The sequence below is a fragment of the Streptomyces sp. NPDC026522 genome (assembly GCF_055567555.1).
On the sequence record NZ_JBVHQF010000006.1, the window covers coordinates 157,466 to 180,656 of the forward strand.

Below are 23,191 nucleotides of genomic sequence, written 5' to 3' on the forward strand. Positions count from 1 at the left end.
TGACCTCCCCGCACCTGCCGGAGTCCCGCTCAGGAGCCCGGCGGCCGAAGAACGCGACATCGCCCGGCAGCGCTCGCCGTCGCGCTGCGTTGGTGCTCCTCGCCCCGCCGGATGATGCTTGTCAGTGGAGCCCCGTGCAGGTTCCCGGGGGCAGCCGGCAGGACTGACGAGGGCGAGATGAGCGGCGATGGAGCGACTTCCCACCTCTCCCGGTGAGCGCCCGGAGAAGACGGACGCCTCCCCCGAACCGGCATTCTCGGCCACGGCCGGAATCAACGAGCAGGGCACCGTCACCGAGTGGAGTGAAGGCGCCCGTCGACTGCTCGGTTACGCCCCCTCCGAGGTCGTCGGCCTGCCTGCCGCCCGCCTGCTCGCCGACGACGTCAGCGGTACGCCGTGGCGCATGCCGCCCGGGCAGGAACGGTGGAGCGGCACCGTGGCGCTGCGGCACCGTGACGGCGGACGGCTGGAACAGGGACTGCTCGCGCACCGCTGGACGTCCACCGGCGGGACCACCAAGTGGTCCGTGGTGTCCGCCGTGCCGGGCGGGTTCCGCACCCCGTCGGACGGAGCGTTGACGGAGTGGGCGTTCACCCAGTCCCCCTGCCTCCTGGCGATCTTCGATGCGGAGCTGCGGCTGGTACGGGCGAACGCCGGCATGGAGCACACGCTCTCCCTCACGGAGGCCGAGATGCGCGGGCTGCGGCTGCCCGAAATCGCGCCGGATCCCGTGAGCGACGAAACCGAGCGCTGTATGCGCCTGACGCTGGAGACGGGTGAACCGCAGTACGTGGATGCCTTCATCCGTCCTCCCGGCGGGGGCACCGAGAAGCGCGGCTGGGCCACCTCGCTGGCCCCGCTACGGGACCCGGACGGCCGGATCCTGGCCGTGTACCTGGCCGCGCACGACCGGGCCGCCGTCGAGGCCGACCGGCCGGAGATGCTCCTGCCGGACCACGCGGACGCCGTCGTCGGCACCACCCCGGACAGTGCCCGCACCGCGCAGGAACTGGCGGACATCGCCGTTCCCCGGCTCGCCGACTTCGCGGTCGTCGACCTGTTGGAGCCGGCCCCGCGCGGGGACGACCCGTACCCGTCCTCCCGCCCCATGGCCGGGCCCGTCGCCGTGCGCCGTACCGCCGTGCGCTCGATCCTCGCCGGAAGTACGGATACCCAGGTCGCGGTCGGCGAGACGGCCGTCTATCCGCCGCTGTCACCTCCCGTGGAGTGCCTGGCCGCGGGCCGTGGCGCCGTGTACGGGAGAGCCGACCCCGGCATCGCCCGGTGGGCGTCCCAGGACGCCGGAGCCGCCCGGATCAGCGGGGACGGGACCCACTCGGTGATGGTCCTGCCGTTGCGTGCCGACGGCGTCACGTTCGGCCTGGCCATCTTCAGCCGGCACCAGCACCGGGAGCCGTTCCAGCCCGAAGACCTGTGGCTGGCCGAGGAACTGACGACGAGAGCGGCGGTGAGCATCCACAACTCGCGCCGGTTCTCCCGGGAACACACGACCACCATGACGCTGCAGCGCAGCCTGCTCCCCCACACGATGCCCGTGCAGGCCGCACTGGAAATCGCCTCCCGCTATCTGCCCGCCGGTACCGGGGCCGGTGTGGGCGGCGACTGGTTCGACGTCATCCCGCTGTCCGGCGCACGGGTGGCGCTGGTCGTCGGCGACGTCGTCGGCCACGGCATCCGTGCCACCGCCACGATGGGCCGGTTGCGCACCGCCGTACGGACCCTGGCCGACGTCGACCTGCCGCCCGACGAACTGCTCACCTATCTCGACGACCTCATCATCCACCTGTCCGCCGACGAGGCCGGCCAGGACGCCTCCCAGGAGGCCGCCGGGGGCATCGGCACCACCTGCCTGTACGTGGTCTACGACCCGGTCACCCGCCGCTGTACCGTCGCCCGGGCCGGGCACCCCCCGCCCGTCGTGGTCTCCCCGGAGGGCTCGGTCTACCTCCTCGACGTTCCGGCCGGCCCGCCGCTGGGCCTTGGGGGCCTGCCCTTCGAGGCGGCCGAGGTGGAGCTCGCCGAAGGCAGCACCCTCGCCCTGTACACCGATGGTCTGCTCCGGGCCCGTGACCACGACATCGACGACGCCCTGGACAGCATGTTCGAGGCCCTCATCCGTCCCGCCTCCACGCTGGAGACGGTCTGCGACCGCGTCCTGACGGCCATGCTGACCCACCCTCCCGAGGACGACGTCGCGCTGCTCGTCGCCCGCACCCGGGCCCTGCACGCCGACCAGGTCGTCGTCTGGGACCTGGACTCCGACCCCGCCGTCGTCGCCGAGGCCCGCCGGTACACCACAGACCAGCTGGCGGCCTGGGGGCTGGAGGAGGCCGGCTTCGTCACCGAGCTCGTGGTCAGCGAACTGGTCACCAATGCCATCCGCTACGGAGTACCGCCCATCCAGCTGCGGCTGATCCACGAGGGCAGCACCCTGATCTGCGAAGTCTCCGACGCGAGCAGCACCGCCCCGCACATGAGGCGGGCCCGGATCTTCGACGAGGGCGGCCGGGGCCTGCTGCTGGTCGCACAGCTGGCCCAGCGTTGGGGCACCCGGCACGCCCCCGTCGGCAAGACCATCTGGGCCGAGCAGTCCCTCGTCGGGTACTGAGGCCACCGCAGCGGGGAAGATCGGCCGGGCCACGTGTCTCACGGGCGGAAGAAACGTTCCCTGTGACACGCCTGTGACAGTCGACGGACACCCTCATGACGTCGGGCGAACAAGCTCTTTAACAGGGACAAAAAGCAACATTCCGCTACATGTCCCCTGCTTCCGAGGGCGCGAGCAGCGATGACCGACCCGATCCGTCGGAGGAAATCCCATGAGCCTCACACTCGCCACGCCGGACACCCGAACCCCCGCACCTGCGGCCGCACTGGCCCCGCGTGAGGAGGAGGCGCTGCGGCACATCGCCGCCGGGCGCACCTACCTGCAGACGGCGCGCCACATGGGACTCTCGAAGCACACGGTCGACGCCTACCTCCGCCGCATCCGGGCCAAGCTGGGCATCACCAGCACGGCGGAAATGACCCGAATGGCCATCGCCCTGGGCCTGTGACCCCGGCCCCGGCGCCCGCGGAACAACCGCCGACGAGCCACCCCCAGCCTCCGTATCCGTCCCCGCCCCACCCGCATCCGGGTGGGGCGGGGACGTCCGTGCGAGCGCAGCCGTACGGCGGCCGCCCCGGAAGTCACCGGAACACGGGCCGCGCCCAAGCGGGCGGCTGCGGCGGCGGCGCGATCTGCGCCGCCCCGCCGGGCCGGGGACCGGCCGGTGACGACGCATCCGCGTCTTTGACGGCCCCGACGCCCATTGCGGCGCGCAGGGCCGCCAGGAACTCCAGGCACGAGCCGTACCGGTCCTCGGGGATCTTCGCCAGAGCCTTCGCCATGACCTCATCGGCGGCCGGCGCGATCCCCGGCCGCCGTTCGGTCAGCGGAGGAGGCGGGTCGTACTGGTGGGCCCACAGCAGCGCCACCACGTCACCGTCACGCTCGAAGGGCGGCCCGCCGGCGAGGGACTCGTAGACGACGCAGGCGAGGCTGTAGAGATCGCACCTGCCTTCCACCGGCCGGCCGGAGATCTGTTCCGGCGCCATGTAGTCGACCGTGCCGACGAACTCCCCCGCAGTGGTGAACCCGGTGAGCGCCAGTGACCTCTTCGTCAGCCCGAAGTCCGTGAGGTAGACGTGTTCGGGGTGGTCGCTGTCGGTGCCCGCGGTGACCAGGATGTTGCCGGGTTTGACGTCCCGGTGCACCAGGTCGTGCTGGTGGGCCGCGTCGAGTGCGGACGCCACCTGGGTGCCGATGCGCAGGGCGGTCGCGACGGGGAGCGGGCCGTCCCGGTCCAGCAGGGCCCGCAGGTCCAGACCGGCCACGTAGCGCATGGCGATGTAGAGGACGCCGTCGGTCTCGCCGGCTTCGTAGATCGGCACGATGTGCGGGTGGTCGATCTGTGCGGCCACCCTCGATTCGTGGGTGAAGCGGCGCCGGAACGTGTCGTCGCGGGCGCGCTCCGGGGCGATCAGCTTGAGCGCGACCGTGCGGTCCAGCCGCAGATCCTTCGCGCAGTAGACGACGGCCATGCCGCCGCGGCCGATCATGCGGTCGACCCGGTAGCCCGCGATCTGCTTGCCGATCAGACCGGAGGCCCGATCCGCGTACATGCTCACGTCAGATCCCGCGGCCATCAGGCGCCCCCGTCACCCGGTCGGACCGACGGGGCCCGGCGCCGCTGCGGTGCCCGTGGGTGAAGGTGCCGATCATGCCGACCCGTCCTCGATGGTCCGTGACCGGCCCGGCACGCTCGCTCCGCGTCGCACCGCCGGTCACGAGCGTCGCCCAGCGGACGACGCTGCCTACCCGAAGTCTATCCAGTGATCCATACGTGTGCCGGGTGGTACGGGCGGCCGTGGCCGGCAGCGGGCCACCCGCGCGGTGGTCAGCCGGCGCCGCCGTTGCCACCGCGGCCGCCCTGACCGCTGGTCTCGCAGCCGACGCCGACGCAGATGCCGCCGTTGCCGCCGCGGCCGCCGTTCCCGCCGTCGCCACCGGGGGGCGCTGCCCCGCCGTTGCCGCCGTTGCCGCCGTTGGCGCTGCCGCCGCACACGCCGGCGCAGATCCCGCCGTTGCCGCCGTTCGTACCGTTGCCGCCCGGGCCGCCCTCGGTGCCGCTGCCGCCGTTGGCGCTGCCGGTGCAGAGCCCGGCGCAGATGCCGCCGCTGCCGCCCTTGGTGCCGTTGACCGATCCCGTGCAGTTGCCCGCGCAGACCCGGTCACCGATGCGGACGCTGCCGTTGCCCACCTGGACGCTGCCCTTGCCCAGTTTGACGTTGCCGAGCACCGAGCCGCCGGACTGGAGCCGGCTCCCGCCCGGGCGGCTGTCGCCCGTGCCGGACGGAGGGGCGTGGGAGTGGCCGACGGATACCGCGGCCGGCCGGTACGGCTGGGCCGGCGCTGCCGTGGCGGCCGGCGCCATGGCACCGGCGCCGATCAGGGTCGAGGAGATGACCAGACCGAGACGGAAGTTCCAGGAACGCACACGCATGACTTTTCACCCTTGCCTTGGAGATCGGATCGCTTTTCCGTTACGCGGTCGCGCTCGTTCGCTGCCCGCGCCTTTTGTCAGCGGAGGCCGGCGGTTCGACCCGCCGGCCTCGTGTCTTCCTCGGGGCTTTCCGCCCCTGCTCGAACGCCCTCGCTCCGTACGGGTTCAGGACGGGAAATCGCCGTTCATCAGGGCGAACCAGTTGCCGTCGAGGTAGTCCTGCTTCCAGGTGTCGAGCTGGTCGTGCGATATGTCGTACTTCTTGGCGATCTTCTCCTTGGTCGCGTCCGAGTCGTCGCCGAGCAGCACCATGACGATGTAGACCTTGTCCACCACCGACAGCTTCGACTTCGGCTTGTCGGGCAGGTCATCGAACCGGAGGCACCCCGAGCGGCCGGGCTTGCCGGGCTCACCAGGCTGACCGGGCCGGCCGCCCTTGCCGCCTTCCCCGCCCTCGCCGCCCTCTCCGCCCTTGCCGACCGCGGCGCAGGGCTTCGGGTGGCCGGCGACGGCCTGGGAGCTGATGCCGGCCGGGCCGTGGGGCACGGACGCTTGCGCGGCGCACGCCGTGCCGGTGAAGAGAGCCAGCGAGGCCGCCGCCAGGACGAGCGGACGCTGCCAGGTACTTCTGAACATGGGGGTTCTCCGTTTCCGTGAGGCACGGGTGTTTGCTTACGGGCGCTGCGTCCCGGAGTCGCCGGTCGGCGGTCGGGACCGATCAGTGGAAGGGATGGGACGGGGGTGTGGGGGGGTGGAGGCTTCGGGGGCCTCCACCCCTGGGAACCGGGCCGGGTCAGAAGATGCTGCCGCCTCCGGCGCCACCGCCGCCGCCGAGGCCTCCGAAGATGCCACCGCCGCCCTTACCGCCCTTGCCGCCGTTGCCGCCCTGGAAGACGCCGTCGCCGCCCTTGCCGCCCTTGCCGCCGTTACCGCCGACCAGGACGCCGTCGCCGCCGCCACCGCCGCCACCGGCGTTGCCGCCGAACAGGCCGCCGCCGCCGTCGCCGCCCTTGCCGCCGTTGCCGCCGATCACGCCGTCGCCGCCGCCACCGCCGCCACCGCCGCCGCCACCGGAGAGGACACCGGTCCCGCCCTTGCCGCCGTTGCCGCCGTTGCCGCCGGTACCCAGGACGCTGCCGCCACCGGAGCCGCCGGAGCCGCCGCCCCCGCCGATCAGGCCACCCCCGCCGTCACCGCCGTCCCCGCCGGCACCACCGGCGGTCGGGAAGGCCGCAGCCACGTGGGCGGGCACCGGAGCGGCCATCGCGGAGGAGGCCGGAAGGGCGATTCCTCCCGTGATCACCGCGGCCGAGGCGAACAGCGTCGCGAGGCGGAAGCCCCGGCGGTGGGGACGGGCGACATTGTTGGTGCGAATCTTGCGAGTCATGGCTTTCTCCTACTTGTGATGAGGGATGATTTCCGCTCCCGGAAGTCCGGGACGAATGCGGTGACATCGGTGCGGGAAAGAATCCGCTGAGCGGAATTCGTTCCTTCCCTGTCGCCTCGTTCCTTTCTCGGTGAGGCCCGCACCACAAGTAAGCGCCGACCGGCACACCCCGGTCATGTTCCGGAATGTCGGGACTTGTCAGGTCCGGCAAAGCGGGCTATAAGACCCGCCCGCGCCCCTCCTAGCCGCGCGTGTCCACCACCGCGAGGAGTTTGCCGCTGGTCGGGCTGCGGTCCAGCGAGGCACCGTCGACCGCATCGACCGCCAGGTCCAGCAGCCGTTCGGTGACTGCCGAGCGGAGCTCCGGGTAGCCGGCCAGGAACACCTCCCGCAGCCGCTCCGGGTCCGTCGCCGCGCCCCGCTCCACCCGTACGGTCAGCCGCTCGCGCGCCTGCGTGGCGTCGAGCCGGATCTGCAGCTCGCCCCGGTGGCCGCCGTGGTCCTCGGCCAGGTCCAGGAAGCGGCGGTGGTTGAGGAAGTAGGTCGCCACCCGCATCACGTCACCGGTACGCCCCCGCAGCTCGAAGCGCGGCGCGTGCCGGCCGCAGGCGCAGCGGCCGGGGATTTCCCGGCCGAGGTCGCCGATCAGGTACCGGCCCAGCCGCTGCCCGCGCCGCGCGTGCGTGGTGAAGACCAGCCGGCCCGTCTCGCCCGGGGCCACCGGCCGGTCCTCGGCCAGGTCCAGGATCTCCATCGTGTGCAGGTCGGCGTGCAGGTGGTGGACGCCGCCGGAGCTCTCGGTGCACTGGTAGCCCAGCGGGCCGAGGTCGGTGCTGCCGTAGGTGATCGAGCGGACGGCCGTGATGCCGAACCTGTCCTTCAGGGTGCGTTGCTGCTCCTGCGTGAAGTGTTCGCCGCCGTAGAAGACCTTGCGCAGGCCGCCGTACGCGCGCAGCGCGTCCGCCTCCGCGTGGAGCAGCTGCCAGAGGTAGGAGGGCATGCCGAAGAGGGTGTCGGCCCCGTGCTCGATGACGGCGCGGGCCGTCGCCCGGTGGTCCGGGCCCGCGGACAGCGGCAGTTGCACTCCGCCGAGCCGTTCCAGTACGGAGAAGAAGCTGATGAAGCTGCCGTACATGGCGCCGCAGTAGAACAGGTTGGCGGTGCGGTCCCCCACGGGGTCGTAGCCCGCGGCGAGCAGGCCGCGGGCGGCGGCGTGCATCTGGGTGTCGTAGTCGTCGTAGCTGAAGATCGACAGCGCCGGCGCGCCGGTGCTGCCGCCACTGCGGAAGAACAGCTCGGCATCGGCCCGGGCGACCTGCCGGCCCCGCTCCTGTACGTCCTCCTTGTCCAGCAGCGGGCCCGAGGGCCGCGGCAGGACGACCGGCCGGGCCAGGTCGTCCAGGCAGGCGGTGGTGGCGAAGCGGGCCGGGTCGGCCTGGACGGCGACGCGGCGGCTGTAGCGCTGCAGGGCGTAGACGCCGTCGTGCGGCTCGCCCGCGTAGCTGTCCAGCATGGCGCCGACCGGTGTGACCCGGGTCGCGCCCGCGGCCAGGACGGTACGCGCGAGCTCGGCGATGTCGGTCCGGCTGCCCGCCAGCCCCGCCGTCTGCAGGTAGCGGCGCATCGGCCGCAGGGTGGCGATCAGCCGCTCGCGGGGCAGCGGCTTGACCCACACGCTGCGGTTGAGCGGCGAGGCGGTGAGCGGGGACCGGGTGTCCGCCATGACCCGCCACGAGCCGTCGGGCGCGGCGAACACCCGGGTCAGCCCGAGGTGCTGCTCCAGCCGGGCGACCAGCTCGGTGGTGGTCAGCTCGGCCTCCTCCGCGGGATCCGGCTCGGCGGCCGCAGCGGCGGGCACGGCCGGCGGCCGGGCGGCGAGGACCGCCGCGAACCGTTCGGCGAAGGCGAACACCTCGCTCTCGTCCTCGGTGTCGAGGTACACCACCTGGGGGCTGGAACACGCCTGCTGCTCGTGCAGGCACACGTCAGCCGCGAGGGCGTCGAGCGTGCCCGGATCCGACCAGGCCTCGCCCGTCAGGTAGGCGAAGGAGATCCGGTGCCCCCATTCCACCAGCCGGCAGCCGGCCGGCACATGGGCCCGCACGCCTTCGACGGCGCCTTCCCCGCCCCATACGGCGACGGCGTCGGCGGGCGCGCACATCAGGCGCAGCCACTCCTGCCGGGTGGAGGGGAAGCGCAGGACGACGACCCGTGCGGCCAGTGCGCCGCTGGGGTCCAGGGCCGCGAGCTCGGCCATCAGGTGCTGGCTCAGCAGGGTGTCGGCACTGCTGGTCTTGAGGATGTTGACGTTTCCGGCGAGCAGTCCCTCGACGAGGCTCAGCGGCGCGACGGTCGCGGCGTTGCCCGGGGCGATGTGGGCGACCAGGCCGACGGGCGCCCACGCCTCGTAGACCGTCTCGCGCGGATCGGGCCGGTTCAGCCGGCCGGGAGTGGCGCCGCCGAGTTCCCGGCGGAGCTTGCGGGTCAGCTCGCGCCTGCTGAGGAGGCGGCCGAGTTCGCCCAGTACGGCCGGGTCCTCCCCGGCGGGCAGGTGCGCGGCGAGCCTGGCGCGTACCGGATGGGCCGGATCGCACAGGGCGGCGGCGAGGGCGTCGCAGGCGGCCAGCACGGTCTCCGTCTCCAGCACCGTGGCCAGTGCGGCCTCGACCGTCGCCGGCAGGCCGGCGAGCCGGCGGCCCGCCTCCTCGTCGCCGATGAAGGCGCCCTGCCAGTAGTTCTGCTTCTCGGTCTGGGCCACGGTCACGCCATTCCCTTCATCAGTTCCGCTGCGGCCACCGCGCAGCTTCGGTTGCGGCTCACTCCGGCCCGGCCGTGGACGGTGAACCAGGGGGTCCGCAGTTCGCACCCACAGGCCTCGCCCGGCTGGAGGGAGGCGAGGTCGCCCATGACCACGCTCTGCGCCGGTACCGAGGTGATGTACGGAGACACCAGGTGCAGGTAGCCCCGCTCCCCGTACGGCAGGGGTTCGAGCGTGCGGGTGGAGCGGATCGTCACCCGGGACCAGACGGGGGCGTGCAGCCGGTGGTGGTCGCACTCGATGTACGGGATGCAGTGCTCCACCGACCCGAAGGTGTCCCGGATCCGCTCGCCCGGGATGCCGAGCTGCTCCGTGACCCGGGCGTACAGCTCCTCCTTGCCGATGCGCCGGTCGGCGTGGCCCTTCCAGCCGCCGCCGAGGACGACGAGGGAGCCCTCGGGCAGGCGCAGCGGCGGCAGCCCCATGGCCCGCATGCGCTCCAGGGTGAAGAAGAGGAAGGCCGGGAAGCCGAGGATGCGGACCGGGGCCTCCTCCCGTTCGAAGCGGCGCAGCGCGGCGATGCAGCCGAAGGGGTCGAACTCGTGGTCGCCGCCGGTGTGGCGCAGGGCGTACTCGACGCTGCGCGCCGGGGCGAAGTCGCACAGGTAGTTGTCGGTGAAGGCGGTGCCGAGGTTCAGCGAGGGGGACGGCTCGTAGCTGTACAGCAGGTAGTTGACTTCCTGGTCGGGGGTGATCCAGCCGTTGCGCTCGAAGATCCTGGCGACCATGCGCTGGGCGGAGCGGATCGTCCAGTTGTCGAAGAACATCTGCGACTTCTGGCCGGTGGTGCCGGAGGAGGTCAGGTGCAGCTCGATCTCCTCGCGCGGGGCGGAGAGCACCTCGTGCCGCTTGAAGAAGTTCGCGTGGACGAGCGGCGCGCGGTACGGCTGCGCCGGCGCGGTGGCCTCGTACAGGGAACGGAAGAACGGGGAGCGTTCGGTGTGCCAGGCGTTGATCTCCGCCATGGCGACGGCGAACAGTTCGTCTTCCGCGGGCCCGCAGGCGTACGGATCGGTCAGGTCGCACAGTCGTTGTACGTGGGCCAGTTGGGCCGGGTCCGGTACGGCGACCGGCGCGAGATGGGGGTTCATGGGGCAACCTCGGAGGGAGTGGGCAGGTGGGTCGACGCCCAGGCCGACGCGTAGCAGTCCAGGTAGGGCTGGAGGGGCGGTTCGACGGCGACGCCGCGGAAGTCGATCCGCTCGCTGGAGCGGGACAGGACGGCGTAGTCGTGGAAGCCGTCGCCGTCCGCGCGCATCGCCGGGTAGAGGGCACCGGCGACGAAGCCCTGGGCCAGAAAGGTGGAGAGGGCCTCCTGGTGGGCGAGCGGTACCAGGGCCTCGACGTAGCCGGCGCCGGCCCGGGCGAGGGCCCGGGTGACGGGTTCGAGGTACCCGGCCGCGGCGGCCGGGTCGGGGTGGGCGGTCAGCAGGGCGCCGTAGCCGCCGGCCCGGTTGAGGTAGGCGTAGACCTCGAACCGGCCGTCTTCGGGGGTGAGCAGCACGTTCGGGGTGTGCAGCGGGTAGAACCAGCCCTGGGTGTCGGGGAACCGCTCGCGGAAGCGGCGGCGGACGAAGGCCGGTGCCTCGATCAGCTCCAGCCGTTCGACGGCGCCTTGGGGGGCGGGGGCCGGTGGTGGGCCGGCGGCGGCGCGGACCCCGGGGTAGCCGATGCCGAGCGCTGCCCCGGCCGTACGCAGCAACGGCAGCAGCGGGGAGGGTACTTCGGGGACCGGGACCCGGCGGTCGAGCACACCGGCGGAGTGACGCGCGTAGAGTGCGAGGCTCTCGCGGCTGCGCAGATCCACGGCGTTGGGCAGGATGCCCAGCGGGCGGAAGCCGTTGCGCGCGACGACGCGCTGCGGACCGGCGCTGACGGTGCGCACGGTCGCGTACACCGAGTCCAGTCGGCCCGTGTCCAGCATCGCGGCGCACAGTGCCCCGGTGAGGGCGGCGGCCAGGCCCGCCGAGCGGTGCCCGGGGTGTACGGCGATGCCCTCCAGACGGCCGATGCGGCTGCCCGCCTCACCGCGGATGGCGGCGGACGCGGTCAGCGCTCCGGTGGCGGGGCAGCGGCCGACGAGCCACAGGGAGTGCGGGTCCTCGATGAGCCTGGCCATCTCGGCCGGGTCGGTGCCGAGGGCCACGGGGTAGTGCGGGCCGTAGACGGCGTAATAGAGCTGGCGCAGTTCCGCGATGTCCGCGCAGGCGGCCGCAGTGATGAGGGGGGTCACCGGTTGCCTCCGACGAGTTCGGCGCCGCGGCCCGGTTCCGTCTCCGTGTCCGCATCCGTACCCGGACCGGCTGTGGCGGGCGCGGGTGTGCGGGACCCGAGCAGGGCAAGCGCACAGGCGGCGGGGACCAGGCCGACGCCCTGCGCCAGGCACAGCGTCCTCGGCGAGAGGAAGTCGCCCGCGGAGCCGAACACCAGGGACGCCACCGGCAGCGAAGCACCCAGCACGGCCTGCATCACGGCGAAGAAGCCGGGCTTGTCCGCGGTCGGTACCAGCCGCTGGAACAGGGCCACGAAGCGGACGCTGACGGCCCCGGCACACCAGCCGGCCACGGCCAGACAGCCCGCGAAGACCAGCCGGTGCGCGACCAGCCCGGGCAGCGCCAGGGCCAGGGCCATCACGCCCAGGCAGCAGGCGCCGGCGACGGTGGGACGTCCCGGCACGCGGGCGCCGGTGAAGGCGCCGACGAGCGCGCCGGCGCCCAGGGAGGCCTCCAGCAGTGCCACGGTGCCGCCACCGCCCAGGAGGACCGAGCGGGTGTAGAGGGGGATGACGACGAACACGGCGGTGGTGAAGAGGTTCGCCGCCGTGAAGCAGAACAGGATCCGCCGTACGTAGGGCAGTTCGCCGAGGATGCGGCGGAGCGGGCGCCGCTGGGGCGCGGCCTCCTCTGCGCTCGTGGTGGTCGCGGCGGTGCGAAAGCGTGCGCCGGCGACGAGGAGGGCGGCGCCGAGGTAGCCGGCCGCGCAGCCGGCGGCCAGGGCGGCCACGCCGGCCCGGTCGACGACCAGGGCACCGAGCAGGGCTCCGCCGAGGCCGGCCAGGGACTGGGTGGACAGCTCGAAGCCGGTGGCCGTCTCGATGTCGGCGTCGGCGACGAGTTCGGGCACGGAGGTGGTCAGGCAGGGGTCGAAGAACGCCTGGCAGGTGGCCAGGGCGAGCGCGGCCGCGTACACGGCGGCGAGCGGCGGGCCGTCGCCGTGTGCCCACAGGGCGAGGGCGCCCGACGCGGCGCCGGCCAGACCGGCGGCGGTCCGCAGGACCGAACGGTGGGCGAACCGGGCGACGGCCGCGGCCACGAGGGGAGCCAGCGCCACGGCGGGCAGCGTGCAGGCCGCCATGAACAGCCCGGAGGCCAGGCCACGGGCGTCGCGCACGGCGTAGGCGACGATCCACCACGACACGCCGACCTGGAACATGCGTACGGCGGCCTGGGTGAGGACCTGGCCGAGCCATACGGCGCCGAAGGCGCGGTTGCGCAGGATCAGCGGGGCGCGCCGGCGGCCGGGGCGGGGCGGGCCGCCGCCCTGGGTCTCGTGCGCGGGCACGGATGCGGCGGTCATGCGGTCGGCCTCTCGTCGAGGACGCGGACGAGCTTGCCCGAGCGCGGGTTGACGGCCAGGTCGCGGTGGCGCGCCCACTCGACGGACAGCGGATGCACGAACCCGGCGCGGACGCTGTCCGGGTACAGCGGCCGTACGGTCTCCAGCTCGGCGACGACGGCCGCGGCCAGCGCCTCCCGGCGAGCGGTCACGTCGTCGCGGGCGGCGTCACCGGGAGCCGTGGCCAGCCGCAGGACGAGGCCGTCGCGGCCGTCCCAGCGGCGGACGACGAGCTGCATGCCGACCACGTCGCCAGCCGTGTCGGCCGTGGTCACGGCGGACTGGGCGTCCTGGGTGTACAGGGACACCGGGCCCACCCGTACGCCTTCCTCGGCGCGGCCGAGGATCCGGAAGTGCCCGGGCCCGGTGCCGGTCCACTCCGCCCGGTCGCCGGCGGGATAGCGGATGATCGGCATGAGGCGGCGGAAGAAGCTGGTGACGACGACCCGGCCGGGGCGCCCCGGTTCGGTGATGGGCTCATCGGTGGAGTCGTCGAGGATCTCGACGGCCGAGTACGGGGTGAAGGCCCGGTGCACCCGGGCATCGCCGCCCGGTACGGGGCGGCCGAGCAGGCCGGCGTCGACGCTGGCGTATCCGACGGAGCGGACCTCGGCGCGCGGGAAGGCGGTGGCCAGCAGGCGCCGCTGATCGTCGAAGAGGGCCTCGCCGCCGAAGAGCAGCAGTTCGACCGCTTCGAGCCGGACATCTGAGGAGACGGCCTGTTCGGCGAGCCGGCACAGGGTGGTGGGTGTGCCGGCCAGTACCTGGGCGGCGAGGTCGCGCAGCGTGGGGATCGTCGACTCCAGCGGCGCGCCGCCGCCGATGGGGAGGCGGACGTTGTCCACGGGCGCGTGGGCGAGCGAGTCGAGGACGAAGAGGAAGCTGGCGTACAGCTCCCCGGCGTAGAAGAGGTCGGCGACCCGGTGTCCCGGGCGGAGCCCGGTGTCCACGAGTCCTTGGCCGAAGGAGGTGACGAACGTGCGCCACTCGTCGCGTGTGTAGACGGAGAACTTGGGCGATCCGGTGGTGCCGCCGGTCTTGTAGAGCGTGGCCTCGCTGAGCGGTCCGGTCAGTACGCCGCTGTCGGGAAGGGTATTGGCCGCCCAGAATTCCTGCTGGTCGACCACCGGCAGGTCGGTGAGGCGGTCGACGTGGGGCGGCAGGGAGGCGTAGAGGTCGCGGTAGAAGGGCGAGTTGTGGCGGGCGAAACGTATGAGGTCCGGAAGTTGCTGGGCGGACATGGGCCTTTGCCTAGGTGACGGGAACGGGAACGGGATCGAGGGAGTCACGGCAGGTCGCGGCGAGAGCGATGACTCGCCTGCGTGCTCGACCGGTGTGAGCGGGGGCCCCCGGCGCCCCGCCTCCTCGACACACGCCAAGAACTGACGTGCAGTCACAATGATGAAACATCAGTGCGCTTGTCACCAAATTGGGTAAGGATTTCCGGCCAGAGCGGCCATGAAACGATGATTCGACGCAGGACCCCACTCCGCTTCTGTTCACCGGTGTGCCCGGCCGGGCCGGGGCAGCGCCGTCCGGGTGGCGTCGCCCGTTCGCCCGCTCGAAACGAGCGGGGGGCGGCACGTGGCGTGTTGTGCTGCCGCCATGGCCGTACGGCCGCCAGCGGGGCCGGCCCGGTTTGCGGGCCGGCCCATCAGACCGTAGAGGAAGACCGATGTCTCGTTTCCAAGACAGCCGACGCACCGGAAGCACCGTCCTGGCCCTGCTCTGCGCCGTGCTCCTGTGCCGGGCAGCCCTCACCGATCCCAGCGCCCATGCGGCCACCGGCTCCTCTAAACCCGGCGTCAACTGGGATGCGATCGCCCAGTGCGAGTCGGGTGGCAACTGGCGTGCCAACACGGGAAACGGACACTACGGCGGTCTGCAGTTCACCCAATCGAGCTGGAAGGCCGCCGGCGGCCGCCGGTACGCCGCGCGGGCCGACTTGGCCACGAAGAACGAGCAGATCGCCACTGCCGAGAGGCTGGCCACCATGCAGGGCATGGGCGCTTGGCGCTGCGCCCGCCGGTAGGAAGCGCGGTCGCTAGCGTGCGGTGCGCAGGGTGAGGACGTACGTCGCGGTGAGCGCGACGGCCCGGTCCTCGTCATGCGTCAGATCTGCGAGGGCGCGTGACGCCCTGATCCCCGGGATGTCCGCGAGCGCCTGGGTCAGCCGTTGCCGCGTGGCCGGTTGCACGGCGCCGCGGGTGAGGCGGTCCACGAGTCCCGCAGCGATCCGGTCCGCCAGCGCGGGGTCACCGGCCAGCGTGCTCAGCGCATCGGCCGCGTCGGCGTCGTTCCGCTCCTCGACGATCATGCCGATGAGGGTCGGGATCGCGTCGGCCACTTCACGTGCCCCGAGCGCCAGAGCCGCGTATCCGCGGACCACGGTGTCGGGGTGCGTGAGGGCCTCCCGCAGCAGTGCGGTCGCCGCAGCGTTCTCGATCTCGGCGATGGACCGGACGGCACGTGTGCGCAACTCGGCGGCGGGTGAGCCGAGGCCCTCCGCCAGCAGTTCCAGCCCGGCGCCGCCCGATTGCGCCAAGGCCCAGCGCAGGGCCCCGGCGACGCTCGGGTCCGACTCGCTCAGCACAGCCTCGACCAGTGCTTCCACCGGCACGGGAACTTCCCCGGCCGCGGACAGGGCCGCGCGTTGCCGCGTCGCCGCGCTCTTCGACCCCAACGCCTGGAGGAGCGCGACGATCTGGAGGACGTCCCCCCAGTCGGCGGGTTCCGCGGCACCGATCCGGCGCAGTCGCGTGAGCAGCTCCGTCTCCGCCGCGATCCGCTCGCGCGTCCGGCGGACGAGGTCGTCCACGAGCCCCGCGGGCGCGAAACCGGGATCATCGAGGGCGCGCCCGACGTCGCGCAGCGGCAGCCCCAATGAGCGCAGGCTCTCGATGTGGAAGATCCGCCGGATGTCCTCCCCGGAGTACTCCCGGTAGCCGGAGTCGGTACGGCCCGTTGGCCGCACCAGGCCGAGCGCTTCGTAGTGCCGGAGCATGCGGGCACTGACCCCGGACCGTCGCGCGACATCACCGATCAACACTGCCTACTGCCCCTCCTGGCCGGCCCCGCCGAGAGCTACGGTGCGCTTCGCCTCCTCGACCGCGAACTCGAATCCGGCATCCGGGTCGCGCCACAGCCGGTCCGTGGCGATCGCGTGCGCCCGCACCCGAGGGTCCGCATCCGTCATGGCGGCGCCCAGTGCGGGCAACATCGCCTCCCCCAGCGCGACCAGCGCCCGGCTGAGGCTGAGCTGCGTCTCGCGTTCGCCGCGCCCGAGCTGCGTGGCCAACACTACGGCCAACTCGGGCGCTTCACCTTCGGGTACGAGCACCACCGCTGTCCGCCAGGCGCTCCGGGCCACCTCGTCGTCGGCGTCGGACAGCAGCGCCGGGGTGATCGCGGGCCACGCCTTCCGGTCCCCGATCTTGGACAGGGTGTGCAACGCCTGGCTCCGCGCCTGCGGACGGTCCGAGCACAGCTCGTCGAGGAGCAGCGGGACCGTCCGCGATGTCGCGTGGCGGGTGAGCGCCCAGGTCAGCATCTCCCGTACGGAGAAATCGGGTTCGCTCGCGCACCGCTCGATGAGCCTGCCGATGAACCCCGGGTCGGGGGTCGTACCGGCCATCAGCGCAGCCCGCAGCCGGACCGACGCGCTGTCGTTCTCCAGCCCCTGGAGAACGCGCGCCGTGTCCGCGTCCGCTTTCAACATGGTCATGAGGACCACCTCCTCGGCCACAGTGAAGGCCTTGTCACCGTGTCAAGGTCAAACGGATCCATGCCGCCGGCTGGTAGCGGTGTGCGAGGCCGTCGATCCTCAGGGCGACGGTGAAGTCGAACCGGTCGTGGCCGTCCCCGGAGGTGAGCTCGGCCGCGCGGCCGGCGAGCAGGATGGCCGGCATTCCTTCGCTGACGCGCACGGTCCCAAGGGCGCTGGGGGCCATGGCGAGCGCGGCGCGGGAGATTCCGGGATACCTCGGGTTCCTGCTGCTCGACCGCACTCCGGACGGCGCCTTCGCCCGGCTGGCCCCGGCCTGGGCCGGGCGCGTGACCGGCGCGCGCGGCAACCACGCGACGCCGACCGGGGTGCTGGTACGCCCGGACGGAGCGGTCGCCTGGGCCTGCGACCTCCCCGGCATCCCGGCCGCCGCCGGCCTCGAAGCCGCCCTGCACCGCCGGACCGGCGCGCCGTCGTCGTCGGCTCCGCGCCGGGGCCGTGACGCATCTCACCTTCGAGCACCTGCCACGGCCCCCTACCGGTGGCCCGCCCGGCAACGGGCCGCTCCTCGGGCCGTTCGGCGGCAAAAGCGGCGGAAAGGGATGACCTAGCCTGGATCGGCAGCTACGCGAGGCCTGTGAGCCGAGTGCAGCCGAGCCGAGTGCAAAGGAAGGGCGCGTCCATGGGCACCACCAGCAGTTCCGTACGTCGTCGGCGGGCGGGTTCCGCGGTTGCGGCGGCCGTCCTCGGTCTGCTGACGGCAGCGGTCGCACCGGCCGTAGCCGCCACCGACGGCTCGGCCGGCCGCCACCCGGGCGCACATCACGCGGAACCGGACCGGAGTGCCTCGCGGATCCCGCTGGAGATCTCCCGGCTGGCCGAGGGCCCGGGCCATGACGTCGCCATCACCATCGACGACGGCCCGGACCCGCGCTGGACCCCTCAGGTGCTCCAGGTGCTGCGGGAGAACCACGTCAAGGCCACCTTCTGCATGATCGGGACCCGGGCGCAGAAGTACCCGGAGCTGGTGCGGGCGGTCGCCGCGGACGGGCACCAGCTGTGCGACCACTCCGTCGACCACGACGTGACGATGGACCACAAGCCCGTGGCCTACCAGCGCCAGCAGATACTCGACGGCAAGGCCATGATCGAGGCGGCCGTGCCGGGCGTCGCCGTCACCTACTACCGGGCGCCGGGCGGTGCCTTCACCCCCGACAGCCGCGCGATCGCCGCCGCGAGCGGGATGCGCCCGCTGGGCTGGAGCGTGGACCCCAAGGACTGGAGCCGTCCGGGTCTGCCGGCCATCGTCGCCGCCGTGGAGGGCGAGCTGCCGCAGCAGCCGACCGTCCTGTTCCACGACGGGGGCGGCGACCGCAGCGAGACGGTCGCGGCGCTAAAGGAGTACCTGCCGTGGCTCGCCGCGCGCGGCTACACCTTCACCTTCCCGGCCCGCACCACCCCGTAGCACCGTCACGCACGGAGCCGGACACCCGCCGAAGGCCGTCGGGCGGCTGGTGGAGCGGCACGAGCCGTGATCAGCACGATCGGTGCGCGCGTCACTGCTGCGCGAAGCGGCGCTGGAGCCAGGTGAGCAGGGCCGCGAACGCGGGCGTCATGGTGGCGTCCGACTGCTTGAGGACCGTCGGACGGCCGCCGCCCTCCACCGTGATCGTGTAGCTCATCGCGTCCCTGGCGCGGCCGGGCGGGTCCACCGGGGGCGGCTGGGCGGCGGCCGCCGCCTCCACCAGCCGGGTCAGCTCCGCGGCGGCGTCCTCGGACAGGGTTTCCGTGTCCAGCACCTTGGGCGGGAGGCGGAGGTTGGCCCCCGCCGCGAGCCCGCCGTGTGTCGCCAGAGTCACCTTCATTGCGCGAGCCTCGTCACGATGGGCACGGGACCGGCCGACGGCCGGGTCCGGCGGTGGTCACCTGCTCCGCTTCAGCGCGGCCAGGTCCTTGGCCAGCCCCGTCATCTGGGCGCCCAGTTCGCCGACCTGCCTGGTCAGGTCCGCCAGGCCGTCCTGCCGGCCCACGCCACCGTTCCCATGGGCGGCAAGGCTCCGTGCCCGGGCGATCCCGGTCGGAACGCCACTGATCCGGATTTCCACTTCCTGCCACGCCGCCAGCACGGCCGACTGCTCGGCGCCGCCGACGCCGAACAGTTCTCCGGCCTTCTGGAAGGTCGTGTCAGCGAAATCCTGGAACGTGGCCTCCTTGCCGGACGCGATGAGCGATTCGAACCAGATGCGCCCGGCAGCCTCCCAGGCGAATCCGCCGATGCCCACAGCCGTCAAGAAGAACGCCTTGTTCGGAATGCCGGAGTTCAGGTGCACCCCGCCGGAATCCCCTTCCTCGGTGTCGGGCAGGTGGACGAACTTGCTCATGCGGTCGGGCTGGGGGTCCTTCCCGAACAGCTCATTGTCGTACGCGTGGCCCGGGGCCTTCATCGAGCGCAGGGCGTCGGCGTCCACTCCCGGGGTCCACACGTCAGCCCCGATCAGCCAGTCCGCCTCCTCGGCCGACTGCTTCAGCGACCACTGCTTGACCAGCGATCCGAAGACGTCCGACATCGACTCGTTCAGGGCCCCTGACTGGTTGTGGTACTCCAGTCCCGAGGTGTGGTCGGTGACTCCGTGCGTCAACTCGTGGGCGATCACGTCCAGGGATCCGGTGAGGTTGGCGAACATCTTTCCGTCCCCGTCGCCGAAGACCATCTGCCGTCCGTCCCAGAACGCGTTGTTGAACTTCACACCGAAGTGAACGTATCCGTCCAGGCGCATTCCCCGGCCGTCGATCGAATTGCGCTGGAACACCTCCTGGTAGAAATCGCGCGTCAGGCCGAGTCCGTCGAATGCCCGGTTGACGGACGCGTCGCCGGACTCCGGCCCGTCTTCGGTCCTGGCCAGGACGCCGGACGGCAGGAAACTCCCCTGGTCGCAGTCGAAGACGGTGCGCCGGCCGTTGGCGGGGGCGGTCGCCCCGGCGAAGGACGCCCGGATCGATCGTTCACCCCGCAGCCGGGCAGTGGTCAGCATGGTGTTCAGGGCGGCTTGGCGCACCTCGCTGTTTTCGCTCTCCAAAAGCCGCTTGAGAAGGTACGGGGGCATGATGCAGTGGGGTCGGGAGGTCCTGCTCATGGGACACCTCCTGGATAAGAGGACCGATGGTCAAACATTCATCAACGCGCGGAAGCTTCCCGACGTTCGGGTGGCCGTACGCAGCGTTGACCGGCCTCCGGGAGGACCTCGCGGACGCACGGCAGGCGCGCACTGCGTGCGGCGGCAGCGGAAGAAGCGTTGGCGACGACCAGCCCCGTTCCCAGAGGCGGAGCCACGCTGATACCACCAGTCTCCGGCCGCCCGTAGTGCCTGGCAAACGCAGTGCGAGGCGATCCGACGCCGATCCGACGGCGCCCTGGGGAACACCCGGAGCCCGCCCGCTCTCGGGTGCCCCTGATGACACGCCACCGGATGGCCCATCCCGGCCCTGGGCAGCACATCAGGTCATAACGTACGAATATGAAGAAACGTCATATTCTTTATTGCGCGGGCGCCGCGGTGCTCTGCGCGACGGGGCTCGGCGCCGCGCCGGCCACCGCAGGGCCTACGGTCCACGTCGTCCGGCCCGGGGACTCGATCCAGCGGGCGGTGGACGCGGCGCACCCGGGCGACACCGTCCTGCTGACCTCGGGCACCTACCGCCAGAGCGTGCGGCTGACCACCTCCCGGCTCACCCTGCGCGGCACGGGGCCCCGTACCGTCCTCACACCGGCCGCCGGAAGGGCCGCCGACGCCTGCGCCCAGGCCGGGACCGGCATCTGCGTCGAGGGTGCCGACGGCCGGCCCGTCGAAGGCACCACCGTCGCCTCGCTGACCCTGTCCGGCTTCGCCAAGAACGGGCTCTGGGCCTCCCGGACCGACCACCTGACCGTACGGAACGTCACGGCCGAGAAGAACGGCCAGTGGGGCATCGCGCAGGAGCGTTCCACGCGCGGCGTCTTCACCGGCAACACCGCACGCGGCAACGGCGACGCGGGCCTGTTCCTCGCCAACACCGTCGCCACCGAGGCGGGCGCCGCGGACACCTCGGGAACGGTGGTGGGGCACAACCGGCTGCGGGACAACCGCATCGGCCTCACCGTGCGCCGCCTGCGCAACCTCGACGTCGGGCACAACGACATCACCGCGAACTGCGCCGGGCTGTTCGTCGTCGGCGACGAGAACCTGCCGCGCGCCGGCCACCTGACCGTGCACGACAACCGGGTGGTGGCGAACAACAAGTTCTGCCCGAAGACCGCCCGGCTGCCCTTCCTCCAGGGCTCCGGGATCGTTCTGACCGGCGCCGAGGACACCGAGGTGACCGGGAACACGATCACGGACAACAGCGGCGCCTCCCCGCTGTCCGGCGGCGTCGTCCTCTTCAAGAGCTTCGTGGGCGCCACGAACGAGCGGAACCGGATCACCGGCAACACGCTGCGGGGCAACGCCCCGGCGGACCTCGTCGACGCCAACGTCGGCCGGAGCAACGTCTTCAAGGGCAACACCTGCGGGGCCTCGAAGCCCACGGGACTGTGCTGACCTCCCACCCGTACCGCACGCACGAGAAAAGGAAGGGCGGCACATGACGACCGCACGCACCTCCGACCCCAGCACGAGGCCGGTGCCCCCGCCGTCCATGCGGCTGCGCGAGCTCGTCTTCGGGGCGGCGTGCACCGCCGCCCTCCGCGCGGCCGTCCGGCTGGGCGTACCCGACGCCCTCGGGGACAGCCCGATGAGCGTGGCGGACCTCGCCGCCGCGGTGAAGACCGAGGCCAAGCCGCTGCGGCGGCTGCTGCGGGCGCTGTCCTGCTACGGGGTCTTCGCCGAGGAGCCGGACGGGACGTTCGCGCACACCGGCACGTCCCGGCTGCTGCGCGAGGACGACCCGCACAGCCTGCGCGCCATCACCCTGTGGTGCACCGAGCCCTGGACCTGGGCCGCCTGGCCGAAGCTGGACGAGGCGGTGCGCACCAACCACAACGTCGTCGAGGACCTCTTCGGCAAGGAGTTCTTCACGTACCTGAACGAGGACGCCCCCGAGTCGGCCGACGTCTTCAACCGCGCCATGACCACCTCCAGCCGGCAGTCGGCGCAGGACGTGGCGGAGTTCCTCGACCTGTCGGGGGCCTCGTCGGTCGCCGACATCGGCGGCGGCCAGGGGTACGTGGTGGCCAGCCTGCTGGAGAAGTACCCGGCCATGCGGGGCACCCTGCTCGACCTGCCGCGCGTGGTGGAGAACGCCGACCCGCGGCTGCGGCCGGGAGGGGCGCTGGCCGACCGGGTGCGCATCGTGCCCGGCGACTGCCGGGTGGACATCCCGGTGCAGGCCGACGTGTACATCATCAAGAACATCCTGGAGTGGGACGACGCCAGCACCGCCCGCACCCTGCGCAACGTCATCGGGGCCGGCGGCCCGCGGGCGCGGGTCGTGGTGATCGAGAACCTCGTGGACGACACCCCGTCCATGCAGTTCAGCACCGCCATGGACCTGCTGCTGCTGCTCAACGTCGGCGGGGCGAAGCACACGACCGAGAGCATGGTCGGCCGGCTGGAGGAGGCGGGGCTGGCCGTGCACGACATCCGTCCGGTCAACCCGTACCTGCACGCCTTCGACTGCACCGTGGCGGGCTGAGGCCAGCCGGCCGTCACCCGTACGACGCCGGTCGCCGGGTCCGCGAGGTGCGGGCCCGGCGACCGGTGGCGGTGCGGCGTGCTTCAGGACCGGGAGTCGCGCTCCCAGCGGTAGAAGCAGTGCGCCATGGCGTCCTTCGGCGAGCGCCAGGTGTCGGGGTCGTACGCACTGACGTACGCGGACAGCCGCCGGCTGACATCGACGAACTCGGGGTGCCCGGTCACCTTGGCGATGGCCGGACCCGGGTCCTGCTCGGACTCGATGAGGTGCAGGTACACGTCGCCGAACTGGAAGAGGCTGCGCCGGGCGACCCCGACGAGGTGCGGCAGCTCCCCGCGGTCCGAGGCGCCGAAGACCTCGGCGATGCCGGGGGCCGACCCGGGTGCCATACGGGCGACGATCAGGGACTGGTGCATCGGGTTCTCCGTCCGGCTCAGTCGGTGAGCACCTGCGCGGGCCGGCGCTCGGCGGCGGCCTGCTCGATGCGCTCGCGGATCAGGGCCATCTGGACCTTGGAGTTCCGGTTGATGTTGTCCGTCATCCAGTCGTCGTCGACGGGCGCCTCCGGCTTCATGGCGAAGTCCTGCGTCCACACCATCCGGGTGCCCTGCGGCACCTCGTGGTATTGCCACCGGATGTTCATGTGGGCGAAGGGGCCGGTCTCGACGCGGCGGGCGGTGACGCTGAGCCGGTCGCGGTCGGTCTCGCGCTCGGACACCCAGCTCCACACGGTGCCGTTCTCGTCCGGGTGCATGGTCAGCCGGAAGGTCGTCTTGTTCCCCTCGACGGAGAGGATGTCGGCGGACGCGTACTCGCTGAACAGCTGCGGCCAGTTCGCCACGTCGTTGGTCATGTCCCAGACCAGGTCGACCGGCGCGGCGATGGTGATCTCGTTCTGCGTGTGGCCGGCCACG

At 72.4% G+C, this 23,191-nt stretch carries 22 protein-coding genes and 1 pseudogene; 7 read left to right on the forward strand and 16 right to left on the reverse strand.

The window, feature by feature from the left end; all coding sequences use genetic code 11:
* The first annotated feature begins 187 nt into the window (after positions 1-187).
* Both ACZ4M3_RS17205 and ACZ4M3_RS17210 read left to right on the forward strand, forming a co-directional pair.
* Entirely contained in the window at positions 188-2,629 is a 2,442-nt protein-coding gene (locus tag ACZ4M3_RS17205; protein ID WP_467733367.1) for a SpoIIE family protein phosphatase, read from the forward strand.
* A gap of 211 nt (positions 2,630-2,840) precedes the next feature.
* A complete protein-coding gene (locus ACZ4M3_RS17210; RefSeq protein ID WP_467733369.1) occupies positions 2,841-3,077 on the forward strand; it encodes a response regulator transcription factor in 237 nt (78 codons plus the stop codon).
* A 133-nt stretch (positions 3,078-3,210) separates the two neighbouring features.
* Here the strand turns inward: ACZ4M3_RS17210 and ACZ4M3_RS17215 are convergent, their stop codons facing one another.
* The 9 genes from ACZ4M3_RS17215 to ACZ4M3_RS17255 all read right to left on the reverse strand — a co-directional run bounded on the left by ACZ4M3_RS17215 (position 3,211) and on the right by ACZ4M3_RS17255 (position 14,127).
* Positions 3,211-4,185 carry a serine/threonine-protein kinase gene (locus ACZ4M3_RS17215; RefSeq protein ID WP_467734011.1) on the reverse strand — a complete coding sequence of 325 codons (975 nt, stop codon included), beginning with the start codon at positions 4,183-4,185 and terminating at the stop codon, positions 3,211-3,213.
* A 275-nt stretch (positions 4,186-4,460) separates the two neighbouring features.
* The gene (locus tag ACZ4M3_RS17220) at positions 4,461-5,066 is read right to left on the reverse strand and encodes a hypothetical protein (protein WP_467733371.1); all 606 of its coding nucleotides are present in this window, start codon (positions 5,064-5,066) and stop codon (positions 4,461-4,463) included.
* Positions 5,067-5,231: 165 nt separating this feature from the next.
* Entirely contained in the window at positions 5,232-5,702 is a 471-nt protein-coding gene (locus ACZ4M3_RS17225; protein ID WP_467733373.1) for a hypothetical protein, read from the reverse strand.
* Positions 5,703-5,859: 157 nt separating this feature from the next.
* Entirely contained in the window at positions 5,860-6,453 is a 594-nt protein-coding gene (locus ACZ4M3_RS17230) for a hypothetical protein (protein WP_467733375.1), read from the reverse strand.
* Between the two features lie 241 nt (positions 6,454-6,694).
* Positions 6,695-9,217, reverse strand: a complete 2,523-nt coding sequence (locus tag ACZ4M3_RS17235; protein ID WP_467733377.1) for an acyl-CoA reductase — start codon at positions 9,215-9,217, stop codon at positions 6,695-6,697.
* On the reverse strand, positions 9,214-10,362 hold the full coding sequence (locus tag ACZ4M3_RS17240; protein ID WP_467733379.1) for a LuxE/PaaK family acyltransferase: 1,149 nt from the start codon (positions 10,360-10,362) through the stop codon (positions 9,214-9,216). The genes ACZ4M3_RS17235 and ACZ4M3_RS17240 overlap by 4 nt, the downstream gene beginning before the upstream one ends.
* Entirely contained in the window at positions 10,359-11,504 is a 1,146-nt protein-coding gene (locus ACZ4M3_RS17245; protein WP_467733381.1) for a GNAT family N-acetyltransferase, read from the reverse strand. Before ACZ4M3_RS17245 ends, ACZ4M3_RS17240 begins: the two co-directional genes overlap by 4 nt.
* The gene (locus tag ACZ4M3_RS17250) at positions 11,501-12,847 is read right to left on the reverse strand and encodes an MFS transporter (protein WP_467733383.1); all 1,347 of its coding nucleotides are present in this window, start codon (positions 12,845-12,847) and stop codon (positions 11,501-11,503) included. Before ACZ4M3_RS17250 ends, ACZ4M3_RS17245 begins: the two co-directional genes overlap by 4 nt.
* Positions 12,844-14,127: a phenylacetate--CoA ligase family protein gene (locus tag ACZ4M3_RS17255; RefSeq protein WP_467733385.1), complete on the reverse strand. Its 1,284-nt coding sequence runs from the start codon at positions 14,125-14,127 to the stop codon at positions 12,844-12,846. Before ACZ4M3_RS17255 ends, ACZ4M3_RS17250 begins: the two co-directional genes overlap by 4 nt.
* 434 nt (positions 14,128-14,561) lie before the next feature.
* On the opposite strand from ACZ4M3_RS17255, the gene ACZ4M3_RS17260 reads away from it, so the two are divergent.
* A complete protein-coding gene (locus ACZ4M3_RS17260; protein WP_467733387.1) occupies positions 14,562-14,918 on the forward strand; it encodes a transglycosylase family protein in 357 nt (118 codons plus the stop codon).
* Between the two features lie 12 nt (positions 14,919-14,930).
* On the opposite strand, the gene ACZ4M3_RS17265 is transcribed toward ACZ4M3_RS17260, so the two are convergent.
* The 3 genes and pseudogenes from ACZ4M3_RS17265 to ACZ4M3_RS17275 all read right to left on the reverse strand — a co-directional run.
* Positions 14,931-15,935 carry a HEAT repeat domain-containing protein gene (locus ACZ4M3_RS17265; RefSeq protein WP_467733389.1) on the reverse strand — a complete coding sequence of 335 codons (1,005 nt, stop codon included), beginning with the start codon at positions 15,933-15,935 and terminating at the stop codon, positions 14,931-14,933.
* 3 nt (positions 15,936-15,938) lie between these two features.
* Positions 15,939-16,610 (reverse strand): HEAT repeat domain-containing protein, encoded by a 672-nt coding sequence (locus tag ACZ4M3_RS17270; RefSeq protein WP_467733391.1) that lies wholly within the window; start codon positions 16,608-16,610, stop codon positions 15,939-15,941.
* A gap of 34 nt (positions 16,611-16,644) precedes the next feature.
* A pseudogene (locus ACZ4M3_RS17275) lies at positions 16,645-16,869 on the reverse strand (hypothetical protein); the annotation flags it as partial.
* Here ACZ4M3_RS17275 and ACZ4M3_RS17280 point away from each other — a divergent pair.
* Together ACZ4M3_RS17280 and ACZ4M3_RS17285 are read left to right on the forward strand one after the other, a co-directional pair.
* Positions 16,835-17,221, forward strand: coding sequence for an aromatic-ring hydroxylase C-terminal domain-containing protein (locus tag ACZ4M3_RS17280; protein WP_467733393.1), 387 nt, complete (start codon positions 16,835-16,837; stop codon positions 17,219-17,221). The pseudogene ACZ4M3_RS17275 and the gene ACZ4M3_RS17280 overlap by 35 nt on opposite strands.
* A gap of 71 nt (positions 17,222-17,292) precedes the next feature.
* Complete coding sequence (locus ACZ4M3_RS17285; RefSeq protein WP_467733395.1) at positions 17,293-18,075, forward strand: polysaccharide deacetylase family protein; 783 nt, start codon at positions 17,293-17,295, stop codon at positions 18,073-18,075.
* A 91-nt stretch (positions 18,076-18,166) separates the two neighbouring features.
* Here the strand turns inward: ACZ4M3_RS17285 and ACZ4M3_RS17290 are convergent, their stop codons facing one another.
* Together ACZ4M3_RS17290 and ACZ4M3_RS17295 are read right to left on the reverse strand one after the other, a co-directional pair.
* Complete coding sequence (locus tag ACZ4M3_RS17290; RefSeq protein WP_467733397.1) at positions 18,167-18,475, reverse strand: protealysin inhibitor emfourin; 309 nt, start codon at positions 18,473-18,475, stop codon at positions 18,167-18,169.
* Between the two features lie 57 nt (positions 18,476-18,532).
* A complete protein-coding gene (locus ACZ4M3_RS17295) occupies positions 18,533-19,744 on the reverse strand; it encodes a M4 family metallopeptidase (protein ID WP_467733399.1) in 1,212 nt (403 codons plus the stop codon).
* A 381-nt stretch (positions 19,745-20,125) separates the two neighbouring features.
* On the opposite strand from ACZ4M3_RS17295, the gene ACZ4M3_RS17300 reads away from it, so the two are divergent.
* Positions 20,126-21,184, forward strand: coding sequence for a right-handed parallel beta-helix repeat-containing protein (locus tag ACZ4M3_RS17300; RefSeq protein ID WP_467733401.1), 1,059 nt, complete (start codon positions 20,126-20,128; stop codon positions 21,182-21,184).
* A gap of 43 nt (positions 21,185-21,227) precedes the next feature.
* Positions 21,228-22,277: a methyltransferase gene (locus ACZ4M3_RS17305; RefSeq protein WP_467733402.1), complete on the forward strand. Its 1,050-nt coding sequence runs from the start codon at positions 21,228-21,230 to the stop codon at positions 22,275-22,277.
* An 83-nt stretch (positions 22,278-22,360) separates the two neighbouring features.
* On the opposite strand, the gene ACZ4M3_RS17310 is transcribed toward ACZ4M3_RS17305, so the two are convergent.
* Positions 22,361-22,693 (reverse strand): TcmI family type II polyketide cyclase, encoded by a 333-nt coding sequence (locus ACZ4M3_RS17310; protein ID WP_467733404.1) that lies wholly within the window; start codon positions 22,691-22,693, stop codon positions 22,361-22,363.
* A gap of 17 nt (positions 22,694-22,710) precedes the next feature.
* Positions 22,711-23,190 (reverse strand): SRPBCC family protein, encoded by a 480-nt coding sequence (locus tag ACZ4M3_RS17315; RefSeq protein WP_467733406.1) that lies wholly within the window; start codon positions 23,188-23,190, stop codon positions 22,711-22,713.
* Between the last annotated feature and the right edge of the window lies 1 nt (position 23,191).